Below are 20505 nucleotides of genomic sequence, written 5' to 3' on the forward strand. Positions count from 1 at the left end.
CGTCGGCCGAAACGTCCCGAACCAGAGCCCGGTGCGAAATATTTGCCTAGTGATACAGCCCCGGCTGGTAGTGGTACTCGTTGCTCACATGCGGGCACAGTTGCCAAAAGGCGACGGCACTCGCAGCGGCAACGTTGAGTGAATCGACCCCGTGCGCCATCGGAATGCGCGCGGCTCGGTCGCAGCCGGCAATGGTCTTGGTGCCCAAGCCGGCACCCTCGGTACCCATAAAGATCGCTAGGCGGTCAATCTCCTGCAGCACGGGATCGTCCAGCGACACCGAATCATCCGTCAACGCCATGGCGGCACACGAAAAGCCGGCATCGTGCAGCGCCGCCAGCCCATCATGCGGCCATACGCGCGCCTCGCTGCCAATGCGCGTCCAGGGCACCTGGAACACCGTGCCCATGCTCACGCGGGCCGAGCGACGGTACAGCGGGTCACAGCAAGTGGGGCTCACCAAAATGCCATCGACGTTCAGCGCAGCCGCCGAGCGGAAAATCGCGCCGACATTGGTGTGGTCGACAATGCCCTCGAGCACGCACACGCGCACCGGGCGCTCACCCGCCGCCTCGACGACGCCACTCAAGAACTCGGCTACCGGAATCTGGCGTGGACGACGGAATGCCGCGAGCGCACCGCGCGTCACGTTAAAACCCGTCAGCTGCTCCATGAGCTCCATGGAGGCAACGAACACAGGAACCGGACCCGCGCCCTCGCGCACAACCAGGCGCTCATACAGCGGCATCATCTGATCGAGCCAGCGTTCGCCCAAAAGAAAGCTCACCGGCTCGTATCCGGCGCGAACCGCACGCTCGATGACCTTGGCGCTCTCGGCGATAAAAATGCCCTTCTGCGGCTCCAGCACGCAGCGAAGCTCACGCTCGGTCAGTCGCACGTAGGCATCGAGCCGCTCGTCCTCGAGCGAATCGATTCGCAGCACCTCAACGGCATCAGTCATAGCAGCCAGCCCGCACCCTTCTTTACAGCACATCTATACCAAACGAGGCGACGCTAAGCGCCGCCCCATGCATTCAATCAACCCGATGATACCGTTCACGCCAGGCGATTTATGCCTCAACGCGACGATACGTCACGAACTCATAATCGAGACCCTCGTCACCCTCGCCCGAGGCAATCGTGGCAACCCCGCCACGCCGCGCAATCTCCCACGCGGGATCGGCGTCCAAGTCGGGAAAGTACGTGTCCACGGGATGGACGCAGTGGTCATGCGTGACCTCGGCCTCCACGCAGCACGGCAAAAACTGACGATACACCTCGCCACCGCCGATCACCCACGCAACGGGCTCATCGGCAACCACGGCGAGCGCTTCGTCGACGCTATGCACCACGTCGACGCCCTCGGCAGCAAAGTCCTCATCGCGCGTGAGCACGATATTACGACGGTTCTTGAGCGGACGCCCGCCGGGAAAACTCAGCAGCGTCTTGCGTCCCATAATGACCGGGCAGCCTTTGGTGCACGCCACAAAATGACGCATGTCGGCGCGATTAGACACGACCATGTCACCCTCGCACCCAATACCCCAGTCATCGCACACGGCGACAATGGCAGAAAGCTTACACGTCATGCGCGTCACCTACACCGCAATGGGGATGTTCTTGACCTGCGGGCCGTGCTCATAGCCCTCGACAATCAGGTCGTCGGTCGTAAACGCATAGAAGTCATGCACATCGGGGTTAAGCGTTACCTTAGGCGCGGCAAACTGCGGACGCTCGATAAGCTCGCGGACGATATCGACATGACGGTCGTAAATGTGGGCATCGGCAATCACATGCAGCAACTCGCCGGGAATCATATCGACCGACTGCGCGACCATCATCAGCAAAATGGCGTACTGGCACACATTCCAGTTGTTCGCAGCCAAAATGTCCTGGCTGCGCTGGTTGAGAATCATGTTGAGCGTCGGTTTATCATCCTGCGGGCGCTGCGTCACGTTATACGTCACGCTGTAGGCGCACGGATACAGGTGCATCTCGGACAGGTCGCTAAACACGTAGGTATTCGTCATAATGCGGCGGCTGTACGGCGTGTTCTTGAGGTCGTACAGCACACGGTCCATCTGATCGAAGTCACCCTCGGCATAATGGCTCTTCTGCCCAATCTGATACCCGTAGGCCTTGCCGATGGAGCCGGTCTCGTCGGCCCACTCATCCCAAATATGGCTGTTGAGGTCATGCACGTTATTGGACTTCTTTTGATAGATCCATAGGATCTCATCCATGGCAGATTTGAGGGCCGTGCGACGCAGGGTAAGCGCCGGAAACTCCTCACGCAGGTCGTAGCGGGCCGTGACGCCAAAGTTTTTAATGGTATAGGCAGGGGTGCCGTCCTCCCACACCGGGCGGACCTTTTGGCCCTCGGTGGTGGTGCCATGGTCCAGAATATCGCGGCACATGGTTACAAACTGTTGATCAGCTTTGCTCATTGACCCTCCTGTCAGTCGCCTATAAGCGAGATTCATTGTAGCCCAGGCGCACGCGGCCCCACAGCCCAAACATAAGCCCTTGTTTTCTGACATATGCCAGAAATCTCTTGCGTAAATCTGCACGTTCGTTATTCTATTGTTGACATATGTCAGATAAGGAGCACGTATGGCAGGAAGACGCGAGAAATTGCGCCGTGTTGGGATCATCCCCGAATATCGCGGCTTTACCCCCGACGGCCTTGCCAGTGGAGACGCCATCGACATGACGGTCGACGAACTCGAGGTGCTGCGCCTGTGCGACCTGGAAGGCCTTAACCAAGAGGCAGTCGCACAGCAGATGGGCATCGCGCGCGCCACGGTGGCGGCTATTTGCAGCCGAGCGCATCGCAAGGTGGCAAACGCGTTGGTCAATGGTCGGGCGCTCATCATCGAAGGCGGCAATATCGCGTACTCCCCCATCACCACGACAACGGCCGCATGGCCAGCAAAGGGGGTCGGCACCATGAGGGTGGCAACCACGTACGACAATGGCAACATCTTTATGCACTTTGGCCGCAGCGAGCAGTTCAAGATCTACGACATTCAGGACGGCAAGGTGCTCAACGAGCAGGTCGTGGGCACCGGCGGCACCGGCCACGGCGCACTTGCGGGCCTGCTCGCCAACGGCGGCGTGGACACGCTCATCTGCGGCGGCATCGGCGGAGGCGCTATCAACGCGCTTGCCCAAGCCGGCATCACGGTATACGCAGGTGCCCAGGGCAGCTGCGACGCTTGCGTCGAGGCCCTTATCGCCGGCACGCTCGCACAGAACGGCGAGGCCACGTGCGGCTGCCACAGCCACGACCACGAGCACACCCATGAGCATGGCGGGTCCTGCGGCTGCCACGGCCACCACGACCACGAAGGCCATGAGGGCTGCGGCTGCCACTAACGGCACGGCACCGCGAGCTCGGGACGCGAAGCCGAACGCAACCCAACAATCAACGCCGACAACAAATGCCACCCGGTAGCTTCCGAGTGGCCTTTGCCATATCAAGCTGGAATTACAGCTCTATTTCTTATTACGCATCTGCGCTTCCATCTGGCGCAGCAGCTCCATATCGGACTTGGGACCGCCCGTACCTAGGCCGCCCATGCCGCCCAGACCCATAGCGTCCAGGCCAGGGATATTGGGCATGCGCATCTTCTTGCCCTTCTTTCCCTTTTTGCCCTTTTTGCCGCCGGCCTGCGCCTGATTGGCCATCGTGCGCATGCGGCCCATCATCTTATTCATCTCGCCCCACTGCTTCATAAGGCTGTTGACCTCGGTGGGGGTTACGCCGGCACCCTTGGCAATGCGGGCGCGGCGCTGGCCGTTGATGATGGAGGGACGCAGGCGCTCCTCCTTGGTCATCGACATGATGATGGCCTCGTTCTTATCGAAGATGCCCTCGTCCAGGTTGCCGCCCATCTGGTTGAGTGCACGCTGACCACCGGGGAGCATGCCCAGGATACCCTTCATACCGCCCATCTTTTTGACGGCTTTCATCTGGTCGAGCATGTCGTTCATGGTAAAGCCCTCGCGCAGCATGCGCTCGGCAGCCTCGAGCTGCTCTGCATCGGCGGCCTCCTGGGCCTTCTCGATGATGCCGACGACATCGCCCATGCCCAAGATGCGCTTGGCCATGCGATCGGGATAGAAGGGCTCAAGCGAATCGGGTTTCTCGCCCATGCTCACGAACTTGATGGGCTTGCCGGTCACCTGACGTACCGAAAGTGCGCCACCGCCACGGGCGTCACCGTCGAGCTTGGAGATGATCACGCCGTCAAAGTCGGTGCGATCGGCAAAGGTCGAGACGACGTTGACGATGTCCTGGCCGGTCATGGCGTCGACGACCATCAGCACCTGGTCGGGCTTGACGGCCTTCTTGATGTCAACGGCCTCCTGCATCATCTGCTCGTCGATCTGAAGACGACCGGCGGTATCGACGATGACCACGTCACGCAGGTGGTCGACGGCCTCCTGGATGGCACCCTTGGCAATGTCGACCGGGTGCGCACCGTCGCCGCGGAAGACCGGTACGCCAATCTCGCCACCGAGCGTGGCCAGCTGGTCGGCAGCGGCGGGACGGTAGACGTCGCACGCTGCGAGCAACGGCGAGCGGCCCTGCTTCTTGAGCAGGTAGGCAAGCTTTACGGCTGCCGTGGTCTTACCGGAGCCCTGCAGGCCCACGAGCATAATGACATTGGGAATGCGGTTGCTAAAGACGAGCTTGCTCTCGGTTGAGCCGAGCATCTCGGTGAGCTCGTCGAGCACGATCTTGACGACGTTTTGCGCCGGCGACAACGACTCCATGACCTCGGCGGTCATGCAGCGCTCCTTGGTCTTGGCAACGAACTCCTTGACGACCTTAAAGTTAACGTCGGCCTCGAGCAGCGCCATGCGAATGTCGCGCATGGCCGAAGTAATATCGGCCTCGGTCAGCTTACCCTTGCCGCGCAGGCGGTCAAATGTGTCGTTGAGGCGATCGCTCAGGGAATCAAACACTAGTCACTCCTTAATTGGACTCGCCCACCAGGGCGCGGCAGAAATCTTTTGCATTAAACTCCTGCAGGTCATCGACCTGCTCGCCGACGCCGATGCGCAGGATCGGGAGCTTGAGCTTCTCGGCCACGGCCATGGCGATACCGCCCTTAGCCGTGCCGTCGAGCTTAGTCATGATAATACCGTCCAGGCCCAGCGCCTCGTTAAACTCGAGCGCCTGGTTCAGACCGTTCTGGCCAGTGGCGGCATCGATCACAAGCACGACCGAGACCGGCATGGGACCGGAGGCCATATTGGCGGCGCGCTTACGGGTCACATTGACCACCTTGGCAAGCTCGCGCATGAGCTCGGGGCTCGTGTGCAGACGACCGGCGGTATCAATGAGCACCAGGTCGCTGCCGCGCTTATCGGCCTCGTCGAGCACGTCATAGCACACGCTCGCCGGATCAGAGCCGCGGTCACGCTTGATAACCGGTACGCCGGCACGCTGACCCCACACATCAAGCTGCTCGATGGCGGCAGCGCGGAAAGTGTCGGCCGAACCGATCACCACGTTCTTGCCGCGGGCGGCCATGGCGCTCGCAATCTTGCCGACCGTGGTGGTCTTGCCGGCACCGTTGATGCCGACAAACAGCACGCAGCTCGGCGTATCGGAAAACGGGTCGCGCTCAACAGGCACAAAATGGCCCTCGAGCTGCTCGGCCAGGGCGCGACGAAGCTGCGGGGCGGTCTTGAGGTTCTTCTTGGCGGCGGCGTCACGCAGGTCATCGGAGACCTGAATGGCGACCTCGGCGCCCATGTCACCCATGACAAGGGTGTCCTCAAGATCCTCCCAAAAATCCTCGTCGACCTCGCCGCCAAAGTAGAAGACCTCGTTGAGGGCCTCGCGGCTGCGCTCAAGTCCGCGCGAGAGTGCGTCAAAGAATCCCATTATGCATTCACGACCTTTCCAGTTTCGCGATCGAGTTTTTGCGAGACGACGCGACTGACGCCGTCGGCTTGCATCGAGACGCCGTAGAGGACGTCAGCATCCTCCATAGTACGGCGCTGATGCGAGATTACCAAGAGCTGCGTATCGGAACGCAGCACATCGAGGGCGCCGATGAGCTTGGACAGGTTGGCGTCGTCGAGCGCAGCCTCGACCTCGTCCAGCACATAGAACGGCACCGTGCGCGTACGGTATACGGCAAAGAGCAGGGCGAGCGCCGTCAGGCTCTTCTCGCCGCCCGACATGAGCATCATCTTGGTGATGCGCTTGCCGCGCGGTTGGGCCACGACCTCGATACCCGTCTCGGCCGGGTGCTCGGGGTCGGTCATCTCCAGATGAGCCTGGCCGCCCGGGAAGAGCATGGCGAAGATCTCGCGGAAGTTCGCATCAACCTTCTCAAACGTCACCAGGAACGCCTTGCGCATCTTGCGGTCGATGGCCACCGTGATCTTGGTGAGCGCCTTGCGCGCGCTCTCCAGATCGGCAAGTTGCTCCTCGATGTAATCGGCACGGCGCTTGAGCTGCTCGTACTCCTCCATGGCGACTTGGTTCACAGGGCCCAGGTTGTTGATCTGGCGCACGAGCTGGTTGAGCTCGCGCTCGGCGGCGTCGCGGTCGGTAGGCGCAGGAAGCATGAGCGCTTCCTCGAGCACCGTGGTGCCATCGGCGGTGATGGCCTTGATGGCAGCCTCGACCTGTACCTCGAGCTTGCCGCGCGCCACCTTGAACTCATTTTGCGTCGTGGCGGCAACATCGACCCGCTCTTTGGCGCGGGCGACCTCGGTCTTGGCGTCCTCGATGGTCTTCTTGAGCGAGGCCGAGTCCGCCTCCTCGAGCGACGCCTGGTCGCGCAGGCGCGCAGCCCAATCCGACGCGCGCTCCAGCAGGGCCGAATAGCGCTCGTGCATGGGGTCGACACGCAGGCGCAGGAGCTCGAGCGAGCGCGAGGCCTGGCGCGTTCCGCGGATACGGCGGTCGATGCCCTCCAGGCGATGCTCCAGATCGGGCACGCGGCCCTTCAGCGAACGAAGGCGCTCGCTGGTCTGGGCCAGGCGAACCTTGGCGTCGGCGAGTTTGCCGGCTGCCTCGGAATCGTCGCGGCGCACGCGATCGAGCTCGTCGTTGGCCTCGGCAATCTGCAAGCCTAAGTCGCTCGCCTGCGCACGGGCCTCGTCACGCGAACGGGTAAGTTCGTCCACGCGCGGACGCGCGGCGCGAACGGCCTCAGCGGCCTGCTCGCGACGCTTGGAAATCCGCACCCGCTCGACCTCGGCATTGTTGGCGCTTTGCTCCAGGCGGCCGATCTCGGAGAGCAGCGAGCGGCGCTCGCCCTCAAGACGGGCGATCTCGCCAGCGGCATCGCCCTCGGCGGCACGGGCCTCCTCGACGGCGACGTTGGCCTCAACGACTTGGTCCGACACATGCTCAAACACGGCAGCCAGATCGGGCTCCAGGCCCTCCAGCTCGCGGATAAGACGTTTGCGCTCCAAAGCGCCCGAAGCCTCGCCGGCATCGAGCCCCACACGCACCAGGCCACCACAGCTCACGCGGGCGCCATCGGGCGTCACGTAGGTCACACCGTCAACGACGGGCGCGGCCAGTGCGGCAGCCAAATCATCGACCACGTAATAGCCGCCGAGCAGTGCCTCGACAACCGGACCATAACCGGCGCGCACGGACAGGCGATCGACCAGACGCGAACCGGCAGCGCTCTCGGCGGCAGCAGAGCCGCTCACGCCGCGCGCCATCAGCAGCGCCTCGCCCGAGGCCTTCTTCTGGTCCAGGGCAGCGCGACCGGCGCGCTCGAGTGCGGCAGCGTTATCGAACAACAGGGCATCGATATCGCCGGCGAGCAGCTGCTCAACCAGGCCCTCAAGCTCACGCGGTGCCTCGAGCACATCACCCAGACGGCCCGAAACATCGTCGCCCAGCGCGCCCACCAGACGGCTTACGAGCGGCGAGCTGTCTGCCATGCGGGCATCGAGCTTCTTTTGGCTGGCAAGCTCCGAGCGTACCTCGGACAGCTTGTTGCGCGCCTCGCCCTCGCGGGCACGCAGGTCCTTGAGGGCAGCGCGTGCCGTCTCGGTGGCCTCGCGCGCATCGCTCTGGGCCTGACGAGCCGCCTCAAGGGCGCTCTCAAGCTCCTCGGCACGGTCGCGGCGGCTCTCAAGCGATGCCGTGACCTCCTCGAGCTGTTCATCAATCTGCTCCAGGCGCGAGGCATACATGTTGTCCTCGACCTCGGCATTGGAAAGCGAATCCTTCACCTTGGCGAGCTCGAGCGCGGCGTTATCGGCCACACGCTGCACATCGCGCTGCTCGCGCATGAACTGCGAAATCTGCGCATCAAGCGCCACGCGGCGCTCGTGAAGCTCGGCGGCGGCAGGACCAGCGGCGTCGACGTCCTCCTGGGCCTGCATATGCGCGCCGGTCACTTCCTCAAGCTGGGCACGCGCATCCTCGAGCTCCTCGACTACGCGACGGCGCTGATGCTCGGAGCTCGAGATCTGGCCGCGCATGTCGGACAGGCGCGACACCATGTTGTGGCCCTTTTCCTCGAGCAGGCGCATGTCAGAATTAATGCGGCCGACCACATCTTGCATGTGCCGGCGCTGCTCGCCCAAGTCGCCCACAAACAGGCCCTTTTCTTCGAGCATGACCTGGAGCTTCTCGAGCTCGCGCTCTTTCTCACCCAGACGGTACTGCGCAAGCTCCAGCTCGGCGGCGCCCTCCTTAGAGCGGCTCTCCAGGTCGTTCCACTGCGATTGCAGCGAACGCAGCTCGTCGACGGCCAGCATCTGCGTAAGCTCGTTCGCGCGCGAGGACAGCTCTTTGTACTTGCGCGCGCGATCGACCTGACGCTCCAGCGGCCGCAGCTGACGGGCGATCTCCTTATTGATGTCGCGGGCACGGGTTAGGTGCTCGTCCATCGACTTGATCTTTTTGAGCGCACGCTCCTTGCGGCGCTTGTGCTTGGAGATGCCGGCGGCCTCCTCAATGAGGGCGCGGCGCTCCTCGGGGCGGCTCTGCAAAATGGCATCGAGCTTGCCCTGGCTGATGATGGAATGCGTATCCTTGCCCAGGCCAGAATCGTGCAGGATGTCCTGGATGTCCATCAGGCGGCACGGGCTCGAGTTGATGAGGTACTCACTTTCGCCCGAGCGGTACATGCGGCGGGTGATAGCCACCTCGTCAAAGTCGACAGGCAGCATATGGTCCGAGTTATCGAGCACCAGCGTGACCTCGGCCACACCCACCGGCTTGCGCGCTGACGAGCCCGAGAAGATGACATCCTCCATGGCCTGGCCGCGCAGCTGCTTGGCGCTCTGCTCGCCCAGGACCCACAGAATCGAGTCAGAGATGTTCGATTTTCCCGAGCCGTTGGGACCGACAATGACGGTCAGGCCCGGCTCAAACGTCATATGGGCGCGGTCGGCAAACGACTTGAACCCTTTGAGCGTGAGGGACTTGAGATACACGGTTCCTCGCTTAAACAGGCTTCTTGTTGAGAATCACGCCGTTGGTGGTGTAGCCCATGCGGTCAAGTGCCTCGAGTGCAGCGGCTCCCTCGGCTTCCTTCTTTGAGGAGCCGGAGCCGCGACCCTGGCGAATACCATCAATCAACACCACGGCGGTAAAGGTGGGCGCATGCGCCGGGCCCTCGGAGCCAACGAGCTTATACGCCGGGGGTTCGTGACCGTCGGCTTGCACGCACTCCTGCAAGAACGATTTGGGGTTCGCGGGGTGCTCGGCACGCTCGGAGGCCAGGTGCGGTTTGAGCGTACGATGGATAAAGTCCGCCGCAACATCCCAGCCGGCATCCAAGTACAGCGCACCCACGAGCGACTCGTAGACGTTCTCGAGCGCCGAGTGCAGGCCGCGCGCGCCGGTACCGGTCTCGGAGGCACCAAAGATGATGATGTCGTCGATGCCCAGCTCATGCGACACCTCGGATAGCGTAGCGCCCGAGACAAGCGACACTTTCAGGCGCGTGAGCTTGCCCTCGTCAAACTCGGGATAGGACTCAAAGAGCGAACGGGCGACGACGGCGCCCAAAATGGAATCGCCCAAGAACTCAAGGCGCTCATAGCTGGCAGAAACCGGCTGGCCCTCGACTGCCGAGGGATGCGTAAGCGCCGCGCGCAGAAGCACCTTATTATTGAACTCGTGGCCCAGAATTTCCTGGGCACGCGTAAGTCGTTCAGACAAAGCCAAGACCTAGGCCTCCCTGGCGTTTTCGATCGCGTCGACGGCGTCGGCGACAGAGTTGAGCGAGAGCAAAGTCTCGTCATCGATCTCGAGGTTGAACTCGTCCTCGATAGCCGTAACCAGCTGCAGGCGCTCGAGCGAGTTGGCATCGAGATCGTCAAAGGTGGTCTCATCGCTAATTTCGGCAACATCGACGCCCAGAACGTCAGCAGCGACCTCGGCGATCTTGTCGAAGATTTCGGAGCGGTCCATAGCGCTTCCTCTCATAGTGCATGAATACCAAAAGAATGGTACCGCCCGGGCGGTACCAAGACACGGTTCTGATTCTACCCCACGAAGCAGGCCGCGAGGCACATAACAGCGCTCTAACTCGCTCTTACAAAACGATGCCGTCCATGGAGTTGGCGACATTCTCGACCAGCCCGGCGCGCACGGCTTCGGCCGCCGCAAGCGTACCGTTTTTAACAGCTTCGACCGAGGTGGCGCCATGGCCGATCAGAACCACGCCGCGCAGGCCCAAAAGAATCGCGCCGCCCTTGGCGTCGCCAGAGAGCTTGGCCTTTATCTCACGCATCTGCTTTTTAATGAGCAGCGCGGCTATCTTGGTGCCAAGCGAAGACATAAAGACGCCCTTGAGCTCCTGCAACAAAAACTTGGCAGCGCCCTCGGTGGCCTTGAGCGCAATGTTGCCCGACATGCCGTCGGCCACGACGACATCGAAGTGGCCCGAGGTAAGGTCGGTACCCTCGCAGTTGCCCACAAAGCCGGGAACGGCAGCCTTCATGGCCGGGAAGCAGGACTTGGTAAAGTTGGAGCCCTTCTCGTCCTCGGTGCCGTTAGCAAGCAGGCCCACGCGGGGATGCTCGATACCCAAAACGACGCGGGCATAGGCGGCGCCCATCTGGGCAAAGCGCACCATATCGTCCACCTCGACATCGGGGTTGGCGCCCATATCGCACAGCACCGTCAGGCCGCCGGCGCGATTGGGCAGTGCATTGGTCAGACAGGGGCGCACCGGCTGCTTCTTGCCTTCGGCCTGATACCTAAACGGCGTCACATAGGCGGTAGCGGCAGCGGTCATGGCACCGGTCGAACCGGCAGAGAAGAACGCGTCAGCATTGCCCTTCTTGATAGCGCGGCACGACAGCACGATCGAAGACTTGCGTTTGGTCATCACGGCGCGAATGGGATCGTCATCCATGGCGATAACGTCGGGTGCCTCAAGGGCCTCAACACGTGCGTGGGAAGCAGCAAAGGGATTGACGATTTCGGCGGGGCCAGCTGCCAAGACCTCGATATCGGGATCGACGGCAAGTGCAGCCTCGATACCATCGAGAACAACCTGAGGTTTCTCGTCTCCACCCACAACGTCTACACAAACGCGAACGTTACTCATATACATGCTCCTTATACAAAAATGGCCGACTCATTGAGCCGGCCATTGTGGTTCCATTTGGAACGGCATCGCATCCAGAGTATACCGTTACTCGGTAACGATAACCTCACGGTCCTTGTAGAAACCGCAGCTGGGGCACACGTGGTGCGGAAGCTTGACAGCGCCGCAACGGGGGCACGTGGACTGAGCCGCAGCCGAGATCTTCATGTTGGCGGAACGACGGGTGTGAGTGCGGATACGACCCTGCTTTTGTTTAGGTACGGGCATAGTGACCTTCCTTATGAACTATCCAGTGTGGCGATTACGCGCAAGTAGCGATACTACCACAGTTTTACTCATCGAGCTTGAGATTCTTCAATGCTGCAAATGGATTTTCCGTGGCAGCGGCCCATTCTGCCTCTGCCTGGGCGGCGCAATCGCATTGCTCGACGTTGAGATTGCAACCGCAAGTGGGGCACAGGCCGCGGCAATCGGGCTTGCACAGAACGACAAACGGCGTGTCCATGACGACCGCGTCGTTGATGGGCTCACCCAGATCGACGATGCGGTCCTCACCCAGGAGCTCGTAGCCGTCCTCGTAGGCCTCGGGATCCTCGGGCTCCTCGAAGAGGTAGAACTCCTCGATCTCGCCGGCGATATCAAACGAGGCAGACTCCAGGCAACGGTCGCACTCGCCGGTGGCGTGCGCGCGGACCATGCCCGTGAGCAAGACACCGGTACCGGCATTGGTAAAGACAACGTCGTAGTCGATGCCGTCCTGTAGCTGGTACTCCTTCTCGCCCACCGTGTAGGTGGCAACATCGACCTTGCCGGTCAGCGGATACGAATCTCCAGGAAACTCGAGCTGCTCGGAAAGATCGACGGTAACGCTCGGGAACTCAGCCATTACCACTGACCATTCTGTTGAGCGGCACCCTCGTTGAGCTGCTGACGGCAACGGGTAACGGTGCCAGTCAGGCTCTTGAGGTTCTCCTCCAGATGCGTAAAGACCTGCTCTGCATAGTCCTCGGCAGCATAACGCGTCTCGCGCTCGTACTGCTGGGCACGATCGCGGATGTCGTCGGCCTGCTGCTGGGCTAAGCGGACGATCTCCTGCTCACCGGCAATGGTGAGGGCCTGCTGCTGAGCGTCGGCGATGATGGAATCGGCCTGGGCGGCGGCGGAAGCCATAAGCTCCTCGCGCTCCTTAAGGATACGGCGGGACTTCTGCCACTCCTCGGGATAGCTCATGCGGATCTCGTCGAGGATGTTGAAGAACACGTCGGCGTCGATGACCTTGAACTGAGCGTTCTTGCCGAAAGGCGGCTTGGCTTCCTCGATCAGCCCTTCGAGCTCATCGACCAAGCTGACGATCCTATCGCCAGGAAAATTCTCGCCCGGCATCCGGTCTCCTTTCATAGGTAACATATCATCGTGCTAGTTTACCACATGCCACCAGGCAATAAAAAACGTCACGAAAAGCGATGTCTGAGCGCTTCGACCACGTTGGGCGGGACAAACGTCGATACATCGCTGCCGAGTGAGGCGATCTGGCGAACGACCGAGCTCGAGATATAGCCGTACTGCGGCGCACTCATGACAAAGATGGACTCCAGCTCGTTATCCAAGCGATAGTTGAGATCTGCCTGCTGCAGCTCGTACTCAAAGTCGGTCATGGCGCGCAGGCCCTTGACCACGGCCCCCGCCCCCTGCTCGCGAGCGAAGTCGACCAAGAGGCCGGTAAAGGGCAGGACCTCGACGCCGTCGATATCACCGAGCGCCTCGCGGGCCAGCGCCACGCGCTCATCGAGCATAAACGTGGTACCCACACCGTTTTTACCCTGCGACTCGGCAACAGCGACGATCACGCTGGGAAAGATGCGGCGGGCGCGGCGGATGACGTCGATATGGCCAAACGTGATGGGATCGAAGGTGCCCGGGACGATCACGCGGTTGATGGTGTCATTCATGGTCGTCCTCCTGAAACGTCGTGGCATCGTTGTTGTGAGCATCGGTGCCAGCGCAATCTTCCTCACCATCGTCATCGCCGACCCAACGAAGCAGGTCGACCGAGGTAATGCCGTAGCGCTTCTCGCGCACGATCTCAAAGCCTGCCGGATGCGCGCCCGCATCGGCGGCGGCATGCTCAAACAGGGCATAAGCGCCAGGTGCAAGCAGACCCTGCTGAGCCAGCTTCTGCAGCAGCTCCTCGACCGGCTCGGCACCAAAAGCATAGGGCGGGTCGAGCAGGACCAGATCAAAGGGGCCGCCCGGCACACGACCGCGCGAGGCACTCGCCAGCATGTCGCCCGCTATCACGCGCCAACGCGCACGGTCACGGCAGAGCGACTCGATATTCTTGGTAATGAGCCGCGCGGCATTCCGATCGATCTCGAACGTCGTGAGCGAGCGGGCACCACGTGAGAGCATCTCTAACCCTAAGGCACCGGAGCCGCCAAAGGCGTCCAGCACGCGGACCTCGTCCAGATCGAAGTCGAATGCCGACATGACCATAGATGCGCATGCCTCGCGCACGCGATCGGTCGTGGGGCGGGTGACATCGCGACCACGGGGCTCCTCGATCTTACGACCGCGCCATTCGCCGCCGATGATTCTCATCCTCCGCTGACCTCCTTAAAAATGTGTCGATATCGCATGGCGACCGCATCGCGCAGGGGGCGCGTCGCCACGGAGTCAAGGTTGCAAGCATACCGCAAGAGCTCAACCGCGTCCAAATGGGCCCACTCGATCAGCTCCTCGTCGGCATCCAGGTCGACAAAGCGCAGGGTCACTCCGCCATGCTGGCGGTACCCCAGGATTTCGCCCTCGTGGCGCAGACGCAGGTCCATCTGGGCGAGCGTAAAGCCATCCGAGGTTTTTTCGAGCGATTGCAGGCGATCTTGTGCTGCCGAAGCGCCGCCGTTGCCCTTGGAGTGCGTCATGACCAGGCACGTGCCCGACACGCTGCCACGGCCCACGCGACCGCGCAGCTGGTGCAGCGCCGCCAAACCAAAGCGCTCGCCGTTCTCGATGACCATGACGGTGGCGTTAGGCACGTCGACGCCCACCTCGACCACCGTAGTCGAGACGAGCACGTCAATCTCGCCACGCTTAAAGGCATCGATAACCTGGTCCTTCTCCCCCGCTGGCATGCGGCCGTGAAGGCGCTCGATGGCAAGACCCGGCAACGCCAGACGCAGGCGATCGAGCTCGGTCGCCGTATCGTGCAGCGGCACGGGGACCGTCACGCGGCCCTCGTCGTCGCGGACGATACCGGGCACGTCCTCCAGATCATCGGCCGAGTCACTCGGCTCCACGAGCGGGCAAATCACGTAGGCCTGCTGACCCTTTTCATGCGCCTCGCGGATGGCGCCATAGGCAAGGTCGCGACTCGACTCGGTAAGCACGCGTGTCGTCACGCCAGCGCCAGGGACGGGCCGATGGCGGATGATACTCGTGTCCAGATCGCCGTAGACCGAAAGCGCCAGCGTACGCGGGATGGGCGTTGCCGTCATAACGAGCAGATCGGCACCGGGGCCCTTCGCGCGCAAGGCATTGCGTTGGCCGACGCCAAACCGGTGCTGCTCATCGATGACTACGAGCGACAGATACTTAAACGCCACGTTATCCGAAAGGACCGCATGGGTTCCAAAGAGGACGTCGAGCTCTCCGGATTCCAGCTGTGCATGGATGCGCTCGCGCTCTGCGGCCGGCGTGGCACCCGTCAGAAGCGCCCAAGACATGCCGGCCTGCGAGAGCAGAGGGCCGGTCTTATCGGCATATTGACGCGCCAGCACGCCCGTGGGCGCCATAACGCAGGCCTGTGTGCCGCTATCGGCAGCCACAGCCAGCGCGCAGGCGGCAACGGCGGTCTTACCGGTACCGACATCGCCCAGCAGCAGGCGGTTCATCACGCGCCCGCCATCGCACATATCGCGCAGGATATCCTGGAACGCGGCCTCCTGCTCGTCGCTCAGCGAAAACGGCAGGGCCTGCTTGAGCGCGGCAAGACGATCGCCCGCGGTGTGGGCATAGGGCGCCACATCGACCAGGCCGCCGTCGTTGCGCAGGCGCAGCGCCAGCTGCAGGTAGAGGCACTCCTCGTAGGCAAGCCGTGCGCGCGCGATATCGCGCTCAGCCATGCTCGAGGGAAAGTGAATTGATCGAAGCGCACGAGCATTGCTCATCAGGCGACGCTTAACGCGCAAGCGTGCGGGAATCGGGTCGAAGGGATTGCCGACGACCTCGAGCGCGCCACTTACGATGCGGCGCATCCATGCCTGGCTCACGCCGTCACTCACATAATGGACCGGCAAAATGGTGCCCGCAGCACGCCCGTCATCGAGCTTTTCAAAGTGCGGCGAGGCCATCTGCTTAAAACCGTAGGCAAACTCGACCTTGCCCATCACGGCCAGGCGGTCGCCCTGCTTAAGCTGCTGGGCAATCCAAGGCTGACGGAAAAAGGCGACCTGCAGCACGCCCGTCTCGTCAACGAGTGAGACCTCGGTCACCTGCATGCGCGGACGCGGCTTCTTTTGAACGATACGGTCGACCGTGGCGATGATGGTGCACACGGTACCGATGGGCGCCATCTCGATGGACCAGGAGCGCGTAAAGTCCAGGTATCGATGAGGGATATGCAGAAGGAGGTCCCCCACCGTCCGAATTCCCAGACGGCGAAGGGCCTCCTCACGTTTACCCGAAACATATTTGAGTCGCGCGATATCCTCGTCGAGCGCATTGCTCTGGGCAAAGCGATCCGAGACGCGCGGCACGGAGCAGAGCTCAGACATGGGCAGATGCCTACTCGATCGAGAAGATCACGGGATAGAGCGGCTGCTCGCCACGATGGGCGTCGATCTCCAGGTCGGGCTGAGCCTCCTCGATAGCGTCGACGATCTCCTGGAAGGCTTCATCGGACAGTTCCTCGCCTGCCAGAATCGTCAGCGCGTCACCCTCCTCTTCCTCCTGCATACGGTTGATGCAGTCGAGCGTGACCTGCTTCACGTCGGAGCCGACCACATCGATGGAGCCGGCGATGATGCCCATGACGTCACCGGAGTGAATCGGCGAGCCGTCGGAGGCACTGGAATCGCGCACGGCACGGGTGACCTCGCCATCACGAACCTCACTGATGGCGTCGACCATAGCGGCGACGGCATCCTCGAGCTCGGAATCGGGCAGGACCGCGAACAGCGCGGAGAAGGCCTGCGGAACGGTCTTGGTGGGAACGACGGCGACCTTCTTGTCGGTGCAGGCAGAGGCAGCGGCCTCGGCGGCCATGCGGATGTTGCCGTTGTTGGGCAGAATGATGACCGAGGTCGCGTTAACCTGGTCGACGGCGCCCAGCAGGTCTGCAGTCGAGGGGTTCATGGTCTGACCACCAGACACGATTACGTCGACGCCGAGAGACTTGAGGATGTCTGCCTCGCCGGACCCAGCGGCAACGGCGACAAAGCCCAGGGCCTTCGCGGGCTCGGCGGCCTTCTCCTGGTCCTCGTGAATCTTGGCGGTACGGTCGTGGGCCTCCATCTCCATGTTGTGGATAAAGACCTCATAGATCTGACCGAGCTGCAGCATGTGCTCGAGCACTAGGTTGGGGGTGTTGGAGTGCACATGAATCTTGTAGTCGGGGTAGGCACCCACGAGCAGCTCGCAGTCACCCATGGAGCCCAGGAATTTAAGGCACTCGTCCTCGTCAAACGGGGCGTCGGCCTTAAAGAGGAACTCGTTGCAGTAGCGGAACTCCGAGCCCTCCCAGTCATCGTTGGCCTCGATCTCAACGCGACCGAGGGCCGCATCGCGGGCAGAGCCGGCAGAATCAAACGTGGCGGAGAAATCCTCGACAACAGTACTGCGGCCGAGCGCAGCGGCAACGAAGTTCTCCAGGAAGATGGCAAAGCCAAAGGCGCCGGAGTCGACCACGCCGTTCTCCTTCAGAACCGGCAGCAGGTCGGGCGTGCGGGCGACAGACTGGTAGGCCTCGACAACGATGGCATCGAGCGCGTCCTCGGCCGAGAACTTCTTCTTTTCGCACTCGTCGGCCTTGGTCGAGACATCGCGCAGCACCGTGAGAATCGTGCCCTCGATGGGCTTACGGACGGCCTGGAAGGCGACCTTGACGGCGCGACGGAAGGCATAGGCGATGTTGGCGGACGTGATGGGCTCATCAGCAGAGACGAGACCCTCGGCCACGCCGCGCAGGATCTGAGAGGTGATGACGCCGGAGTTGCCGCGGGCACCCATCAGGGAGCCGTGGGTGATGGCGCCGGCGATGGCCTCCATATCGGCATCGGCGGGAAGGGCGGAAAGCTCCTTGGTCACCGAGGCGAGCGTGAGCGACATGTTGGTACCGGTGTCGCCGTCGGGTACGGGGAAGACATTGAGCTTGTTGATCTCCTCGGCCTTGTCGGAAACAGCAGCCGCAGCGATCGGAAAACAGGTGCGAATGGTCTTTGCAATCATGGGTATTTGAATCTCCGTTTTCGGATGCTAGTTCAGACGGCTCTTGAGCGCGTCGATGTGAATGCCGATCTTAAGGCTGGCGGGATCGATCTGGGCGATCTCCTGCAGGGTGAAGGCAACGGAGCTCGAAAGATTGTGGCAGACGGACTTCATGTTGACGCCGTTCTCGAGCACGACGTGAAGATCGACCGTAAGGCCGTTCTCGTCGGCGGAGACAAGCACGCCCTTGCGGAGGCGCTGACCGGCAAGCAGGCGCACGCTCTCGGCGCCCTGGAGCTGCTCAGCCATACCGACGACGCCATAGCACGTCATCGCGGCATAACCGGCAATATCGGCAATAACGTCGTTCGAGACGCTCAGGCTGCCGTTGATGGTCTCAGACACAAGAATCTCCTTATCTGGTGCTCACGGCACCATGTCGTGGGAGCAATCATTGCAATATTCTACAACGACCGCGCCATGTTGAGGTGATGGGTCGCGGGATTACATCCTCGACACGAAATGTTGATATGGCAACGTTCGAGTCAAGTGGTCGCGGCATGAAAAAACCCGCCGCATAAGCGACGGGTTTTACAACCTGGCTCCCCGGGTAGGACTCGAACCTACAACAGCGCGGTTAACAGCCGCGTGCTCTACCATTGAGCTACCGAGGAATTTAAAAGCCCAGCGGATTGGGCTGAGAAATTCTGGCTCCCCGGGTAGGACTCGAACCTACAACAGCGCGGTTAACAGCCGCGTGCTCTACCATTGAGCTACCGAGGAATAGGTGCGTGCTCTCAAGCAACGAAGTTTATTATACGGACGATCGGGCGAAGGGCAAGAACTTTTTTGAGAAATTTTCCGACCCAACCGTTGCGGCAAGGAGTGTCCCAAAGTGCCGGCAAAAAAGGAACGTCCCCAACTGCCAGGTTCACTCTCATTTTGCGGGCACTCATTTAAGTCTGTCCCCAATGAGTGTTAAACGACTAGTCATTCAAGAACGTCCCCAATGACCACATGAAAGCGCCCCCAAGCGGATGTGCTTGAGGGCGCTTCTTGCTTGCGAGGTTATGACTCGATGTAGTCCTTCAGCTTGCTGCTGCGGCTCGGGTGGCGGAGCTTGGCCAAGGTCTTGGACTCGATCTGGCGGATACGCTCGCGCGTGACGCCAAACTCGCGGCCGACTTCCTCGAGCGTGCGGGGATGCCCGTCGACAAGGCCAAAGCGCAGCTCGATAACCTTGCGCTCACGATCGGCAAGCGAGTCGAGCACCTGAGTGAGCTGCTCCTGCAGCATGGAGAAGCTGGCGGCATCGGGCGGAACGATAGCCTGGGAGTCCTCGATAAAGTCGCCCAGCTGGGAATCCTCTTCCTCGCCGATGGGGGTCTCGAGCGACACGGGCTCCTGCGAGATCTTCTGGATCTCGCGGACGCGGTCGGCGCTCATGTCCATCTCGGCACCGATCTCCTCAGGGGTCGGGTCGCGACCCAGGTCCTGAAGGAGCTGGCGCTGCACGCGGACGAGCTTGTTGATAGTCTCGACCATATGCACGGGAATACGGATGGTACGGGCCTGATCGGCAATGGCGCGCGTAATGGCCTGACGGATCCACCACGTGGCGTACGTGGAGAACTTGAAGCCCTTCTGGTAGTCGAACTTCTCGACGGCGCGAATCAGACCGAGGTTGCCCTCCTGGATCAGGTCAAGAAACAGCATGCCGCGGCCGACATAGCGCTTGGCGATGGAGACAACCAGACGCAGGTTTGCGCTGATGAGTGCCTGCTTGGCTTCGAGGCCCACGTTCTCAATGCGCGTAAGACGACGCATCTCGGCACGCGTGAGCTCGAGCTCACCGGCATCGGCAGCCTCGAGCTTCTCGGTGGCCTCAAGACCGGCCTCGATCTTCATGGCCAGATCGACCTCTTCGGAGGCGGTCAGCAGATCGACCTTGCCGATCTCCTTGAGGTACATACGAACAGGATCGCCGGTCAGCATCACCGTGGAGGCATCGATGCCACGCACGCGGGAGCGTGAACGGGACGTGCGCACGGTGCGCTTCTTCTTGCTCTTGGAAGAACCCATCTCGGCGTCGGCCTGACGGGCCATCTTGAGCTCGTGATCGTCGAGCGAGCCGGAATCGTGCTCGTCTTCGTCATCGAAATCGTCAGTATCGGTATCGTTATCGTCATCGTCGACGTCCATGGGGGCGTCGTCGTTTCCGCTCGCGGAGATAATCTGGATGCCGCTGTTGCGCAGCGCGGAATACACCGCGGTGAGCTGCTCGTCAGAAACATCGATATCCTTCAGGGCGACCTGAATCTCGTCCTCGGTTACCGAAGTCCTGTTTGAGCCGTTGCCCATGAGCTTTGCAACGTAGGATTCCAGCCCAGTACCCGTGCTCTCAGTCTTTTTTGGCACAGATTCTCCCTTCATAGTCCACAGGACTCAATACTTTAGCACACACATAGGCGTCTATACCCAAAAAGAGGACTGGATATAGGCGAGAATACGCTGGTTG

At 61.5% G+C, this 20505-nt stretch carries 19 protein-coding genes and 2 tRNA genes; 1 reads left to right on the plus strand and 20 read right to left on the minus strand.

Going from position 1 to position 20505, the window contains the following annotated elements; all coding sequences use genetic code 11:
- Window positions 1–46: 46 nt before the first annotated feature.
- From DWV43_RS00530 to thyA, 3 genes are all read right to left on the minus strand, one after another.
- Window positions 47–961 carry an RNA methyltransferase gene (locus tag DWV43_RS00530; RefSeq protein ID WP_117816778.1) on the minus strand — a complete coding sequence of 305 codons (915 nt, stop codon included), beginning with the start codon at window positions 959–961 and terminating at the stop codon, window positions 47–49.
- Window positions 962–1070: 109 nt separating this feature from the next.
- The gene (locus DWV43_RS00535) at window positions 1071–1589 is read right to left on the minus strand and encodes a dihydrofolate reductase (protein WP_117816779.1); all 519 of its coding nucleotides are present in this window, start codon (window positions 1587–1589) and stop codon (window positions 1071–1073) included.
- A gap of 9 nt (window positions 1590–1598) precedes the next feature.
- The gene (gene thyA / locus DWV43_RS00540) at window positions 1599–2447 is read right to left on the minus strand and encodes a thymidylate synthase (RefSeq protein WP_117629294.1); all 849 of its coding nucleotides are present in this window, start codon (window positions 2445–2447) and stop codon (window positions 1599–1601) included.
- Between the two features lie 166 nt (window positions 2448–2613).
- Between thyA and DWV43_RS00545 the strand changes: the two genes are divergently transcribed.
- Window positions 2614–3378 (plus strand): NifB/NifX family molybdenum-iron cluster-binding protein, encoded by a 765-nt coding sequence (locus DWV43_RS00545; RefSeq protein WP_117639322.1) that lies wholly within the window; start codon window positions 2614–2616, stop codon window positions 3376–3378.
- 120 nt (window positions 3379–3498) lie between these two features.
- On the opposite strand, the gene ffh is transcribed toward DWV43_RS00545, so the two are convergent.
- The 17 genes from ffh to rpoD all read right to left on the minus strand — a co-directional run bounded on the left by ffh (window position 3499) and on the right by rpoD (window position 20405).
- On the minus strand, window positions 3499–4974 hold the full coding sequence (gene ffh, locus DWV43_RS00550; protein WP_117816780.1) for a signal recognition particle protein: 1476 nt from the start codon (window positions 4972–4974) through the stop codon (window positions 3499–3501).
- 10 nt (window positions 4975–4984) lie between these two features.
- On the minus strand, window positions 4985–5902 hold the full coding sequence (ftsY, locus tag DWV43_RS00555) for a signal recognition particle-docking protein FtsY (RefSeq protein ID WP_117816781.1): 918 nt from the start codon (window positions 5900–5902) through the stop codon (window positions 4985–4987).
- Window positions 5902–9438 carry a chromosome segregation protein SMC gene (smc, locus tag DWV43_RS00560; RefSeq protein WP_117816782.1) on the minus strand — a complete coding sequence of 1179 codons (3537 nt, stop codon included), beginning with the start codon at window positions 9436–9438 and terminating at the stop codon, window positions 5902–5904. Before smc ends, ftsY begins: the two co-directional genes overlap by 1 nt.
- Window positions 9439–9448: 10 nt before the next feature.
- Window positions 9449–10174, minus strand: coding sequence for a ribonuclease III (gene rnc, locus DWV43_RS00565; RefSeq protein ID WP_117765703.1), 726 nt, complete (start codon window positions 10172–10174; stop codon window positions 9449–9451).
- A 3-nt stretch (window positions 10175–10177) separates the two neighbouring features.
- Window positions 10178–10420, minus strand: coding sequence for an acyl carrier protein (locus DWV43_RS00570; protein ID WP_055309519.1), 243 nt, complete (start codon window positions 10418–10420; stop codon window positions 10178–10180).
- Window positions 10421–10544: 124 nt separating this feature from the next.
- The gene (gene plsX / locus DWV43_RS00575) at window positions 10545–11564 is read right to left on the minus strand and encodes a phosphate acyltransferase PlsX (RefSeq protein ID WP_117816783.1); all 1020 of its coding nucleotides are present in this window, start codon (window positions 11562–11564) and stop codon (window positions 10545–10547) included.
- Between the two features lie 87 nt (window positions 11565–11651).
- Window positions 11652–11831 carry a 50S ribosomal protein L32 gene (gene rpmF / locus DWV43_RS00580; protein WP_022094017.1) on the minus strand — a complete coding sequence of 60 codons (180 nt, stop codon included), beginning with the start codon at window positions 11829–11831 and terminating at the stop codon, window positions 11652–11654.
- A gap of 64 nt (window positions 11832–11895) precedes the next feature.
- On the minus strand, window positions 11896–12450 hold the full coding sequence (locus DWV43_RS00585; protein WP_117816784.1) for a DUF177 domain-containing protein: 555 nt from the start codon (window positions 12448–12450) through the stop codon (window positions 11896–11898).
- Window positions 12450–12947 (minus strand): ATPase, encoded by a 498-nt coding sequence (locus DWV43_RS00590; protein WP_040358176.1) that lies wholly within the window; start codon window positions 12945–12947, stop codon window positions 12450–12452. The genes DWV43_RS00585 and DWV43_RS00590 overlap by 1 nt, the downstream gene beginning before the upstream one ends.
- Window positions 12948–13015: 68 nt before the next feature.
- Entirely contained in the window at window positions 13016–13513 is a 498-nt protein-coding gene (gene coaD, locus DWV43_RS00595; RefSeq protein WP_117564151.1) for a pantetheine-phosphate adenylyltransferase, read from the minus strand.
- Window positions 13506–14162 carry a 16S rRNA (guanine(966)-N(2))-methyltransferase RsmD gene (gene rsmD / locus DWV43_RS00600; RefSeq protein ID WP_117564152.1) on the minus strand — a complete coding sequence of 219 codons (657 nt, stop codon included), beginning with the start codon at window positions 14160–14162 and terminating at the stop codon, window positions 13506–13508. Before rsmD ends, coaD begins: the two co-directional genes overlap by 8 nt.
- Window positions 14159–16336: an ATP-dependent DNA helicase RecG gene (gene recG / locus DWV43_RS00605; RefSeq protein WP_117816785.1), complete on the minus strand. Its 2178-nt coding sequence runs from the start codon at window positions 16334–16336 to the stop codon at window positions 14159–14161. The genes rsmD and recG overlap by 4 nt, the downstream gene beginning before the upstream one ends.
- Before the next feature lie 10 nt (window positions 16337–16346).
- Window positions 16347–18008 (minus strand): DAK2 domain-containing protein, encoded by a 1662-nt coding sequence (locus DWV43_RS00610; RefSeq protein ID WP_117765715.1) that lies wholly within the window; start codon window positions 18006–18008, stop codon window positions 16347–16349.
- Window positions 18009–18035: 27 nt separating this feature from the next.
- A complete protein-coding gene (locus tag DWV43_RS00615; protein WP_022093773.1) occupies window positions 18036–18392 on the minus strand; it encodes an Asp23/Gls24 family envelope stress response protein in 357 nt (118 codons plus the stop codon).
- 194 nt (window positions 18393–18586) lie between these two features.
- Window positions 18587–18661 (minus strand) — tRNA-Asn (locus DWV43_RS00620).
- Window positions 18662–18695: 34 nt separating this feature from the next.
- Window positions 18696–18770: transfer RNA gene (locus DWV43_RS00625), tRNA-Asn, on the minus strand.
- A gap of 285 nt (window positions 18771–19055) precedes the next feature.
- Complete coding sequence (rpoD, locus tag DWV43_RS00630) at window positions 19056–20405, minus strand: RNA polymerase sigma factor RpoD (RefSeq protein WP_117816786.1); 1350 nt, start codon at window positions 20403–20405, stop codon at window positions 19056–19058.
- Window positions 20406–20505 lie beyond the last annotated feature (100 nt).

Origin of the sequence: Collinsella sp. AF05-9 (assembly GCF_003465595.1) — a bacterium.
In the GTDB taxonomy this organism is placed as follows: Bacteria; Actinomycetota; Coriobacteriia; order Coriobacteriales; family Coriobacteriaceae; genus Collinsella.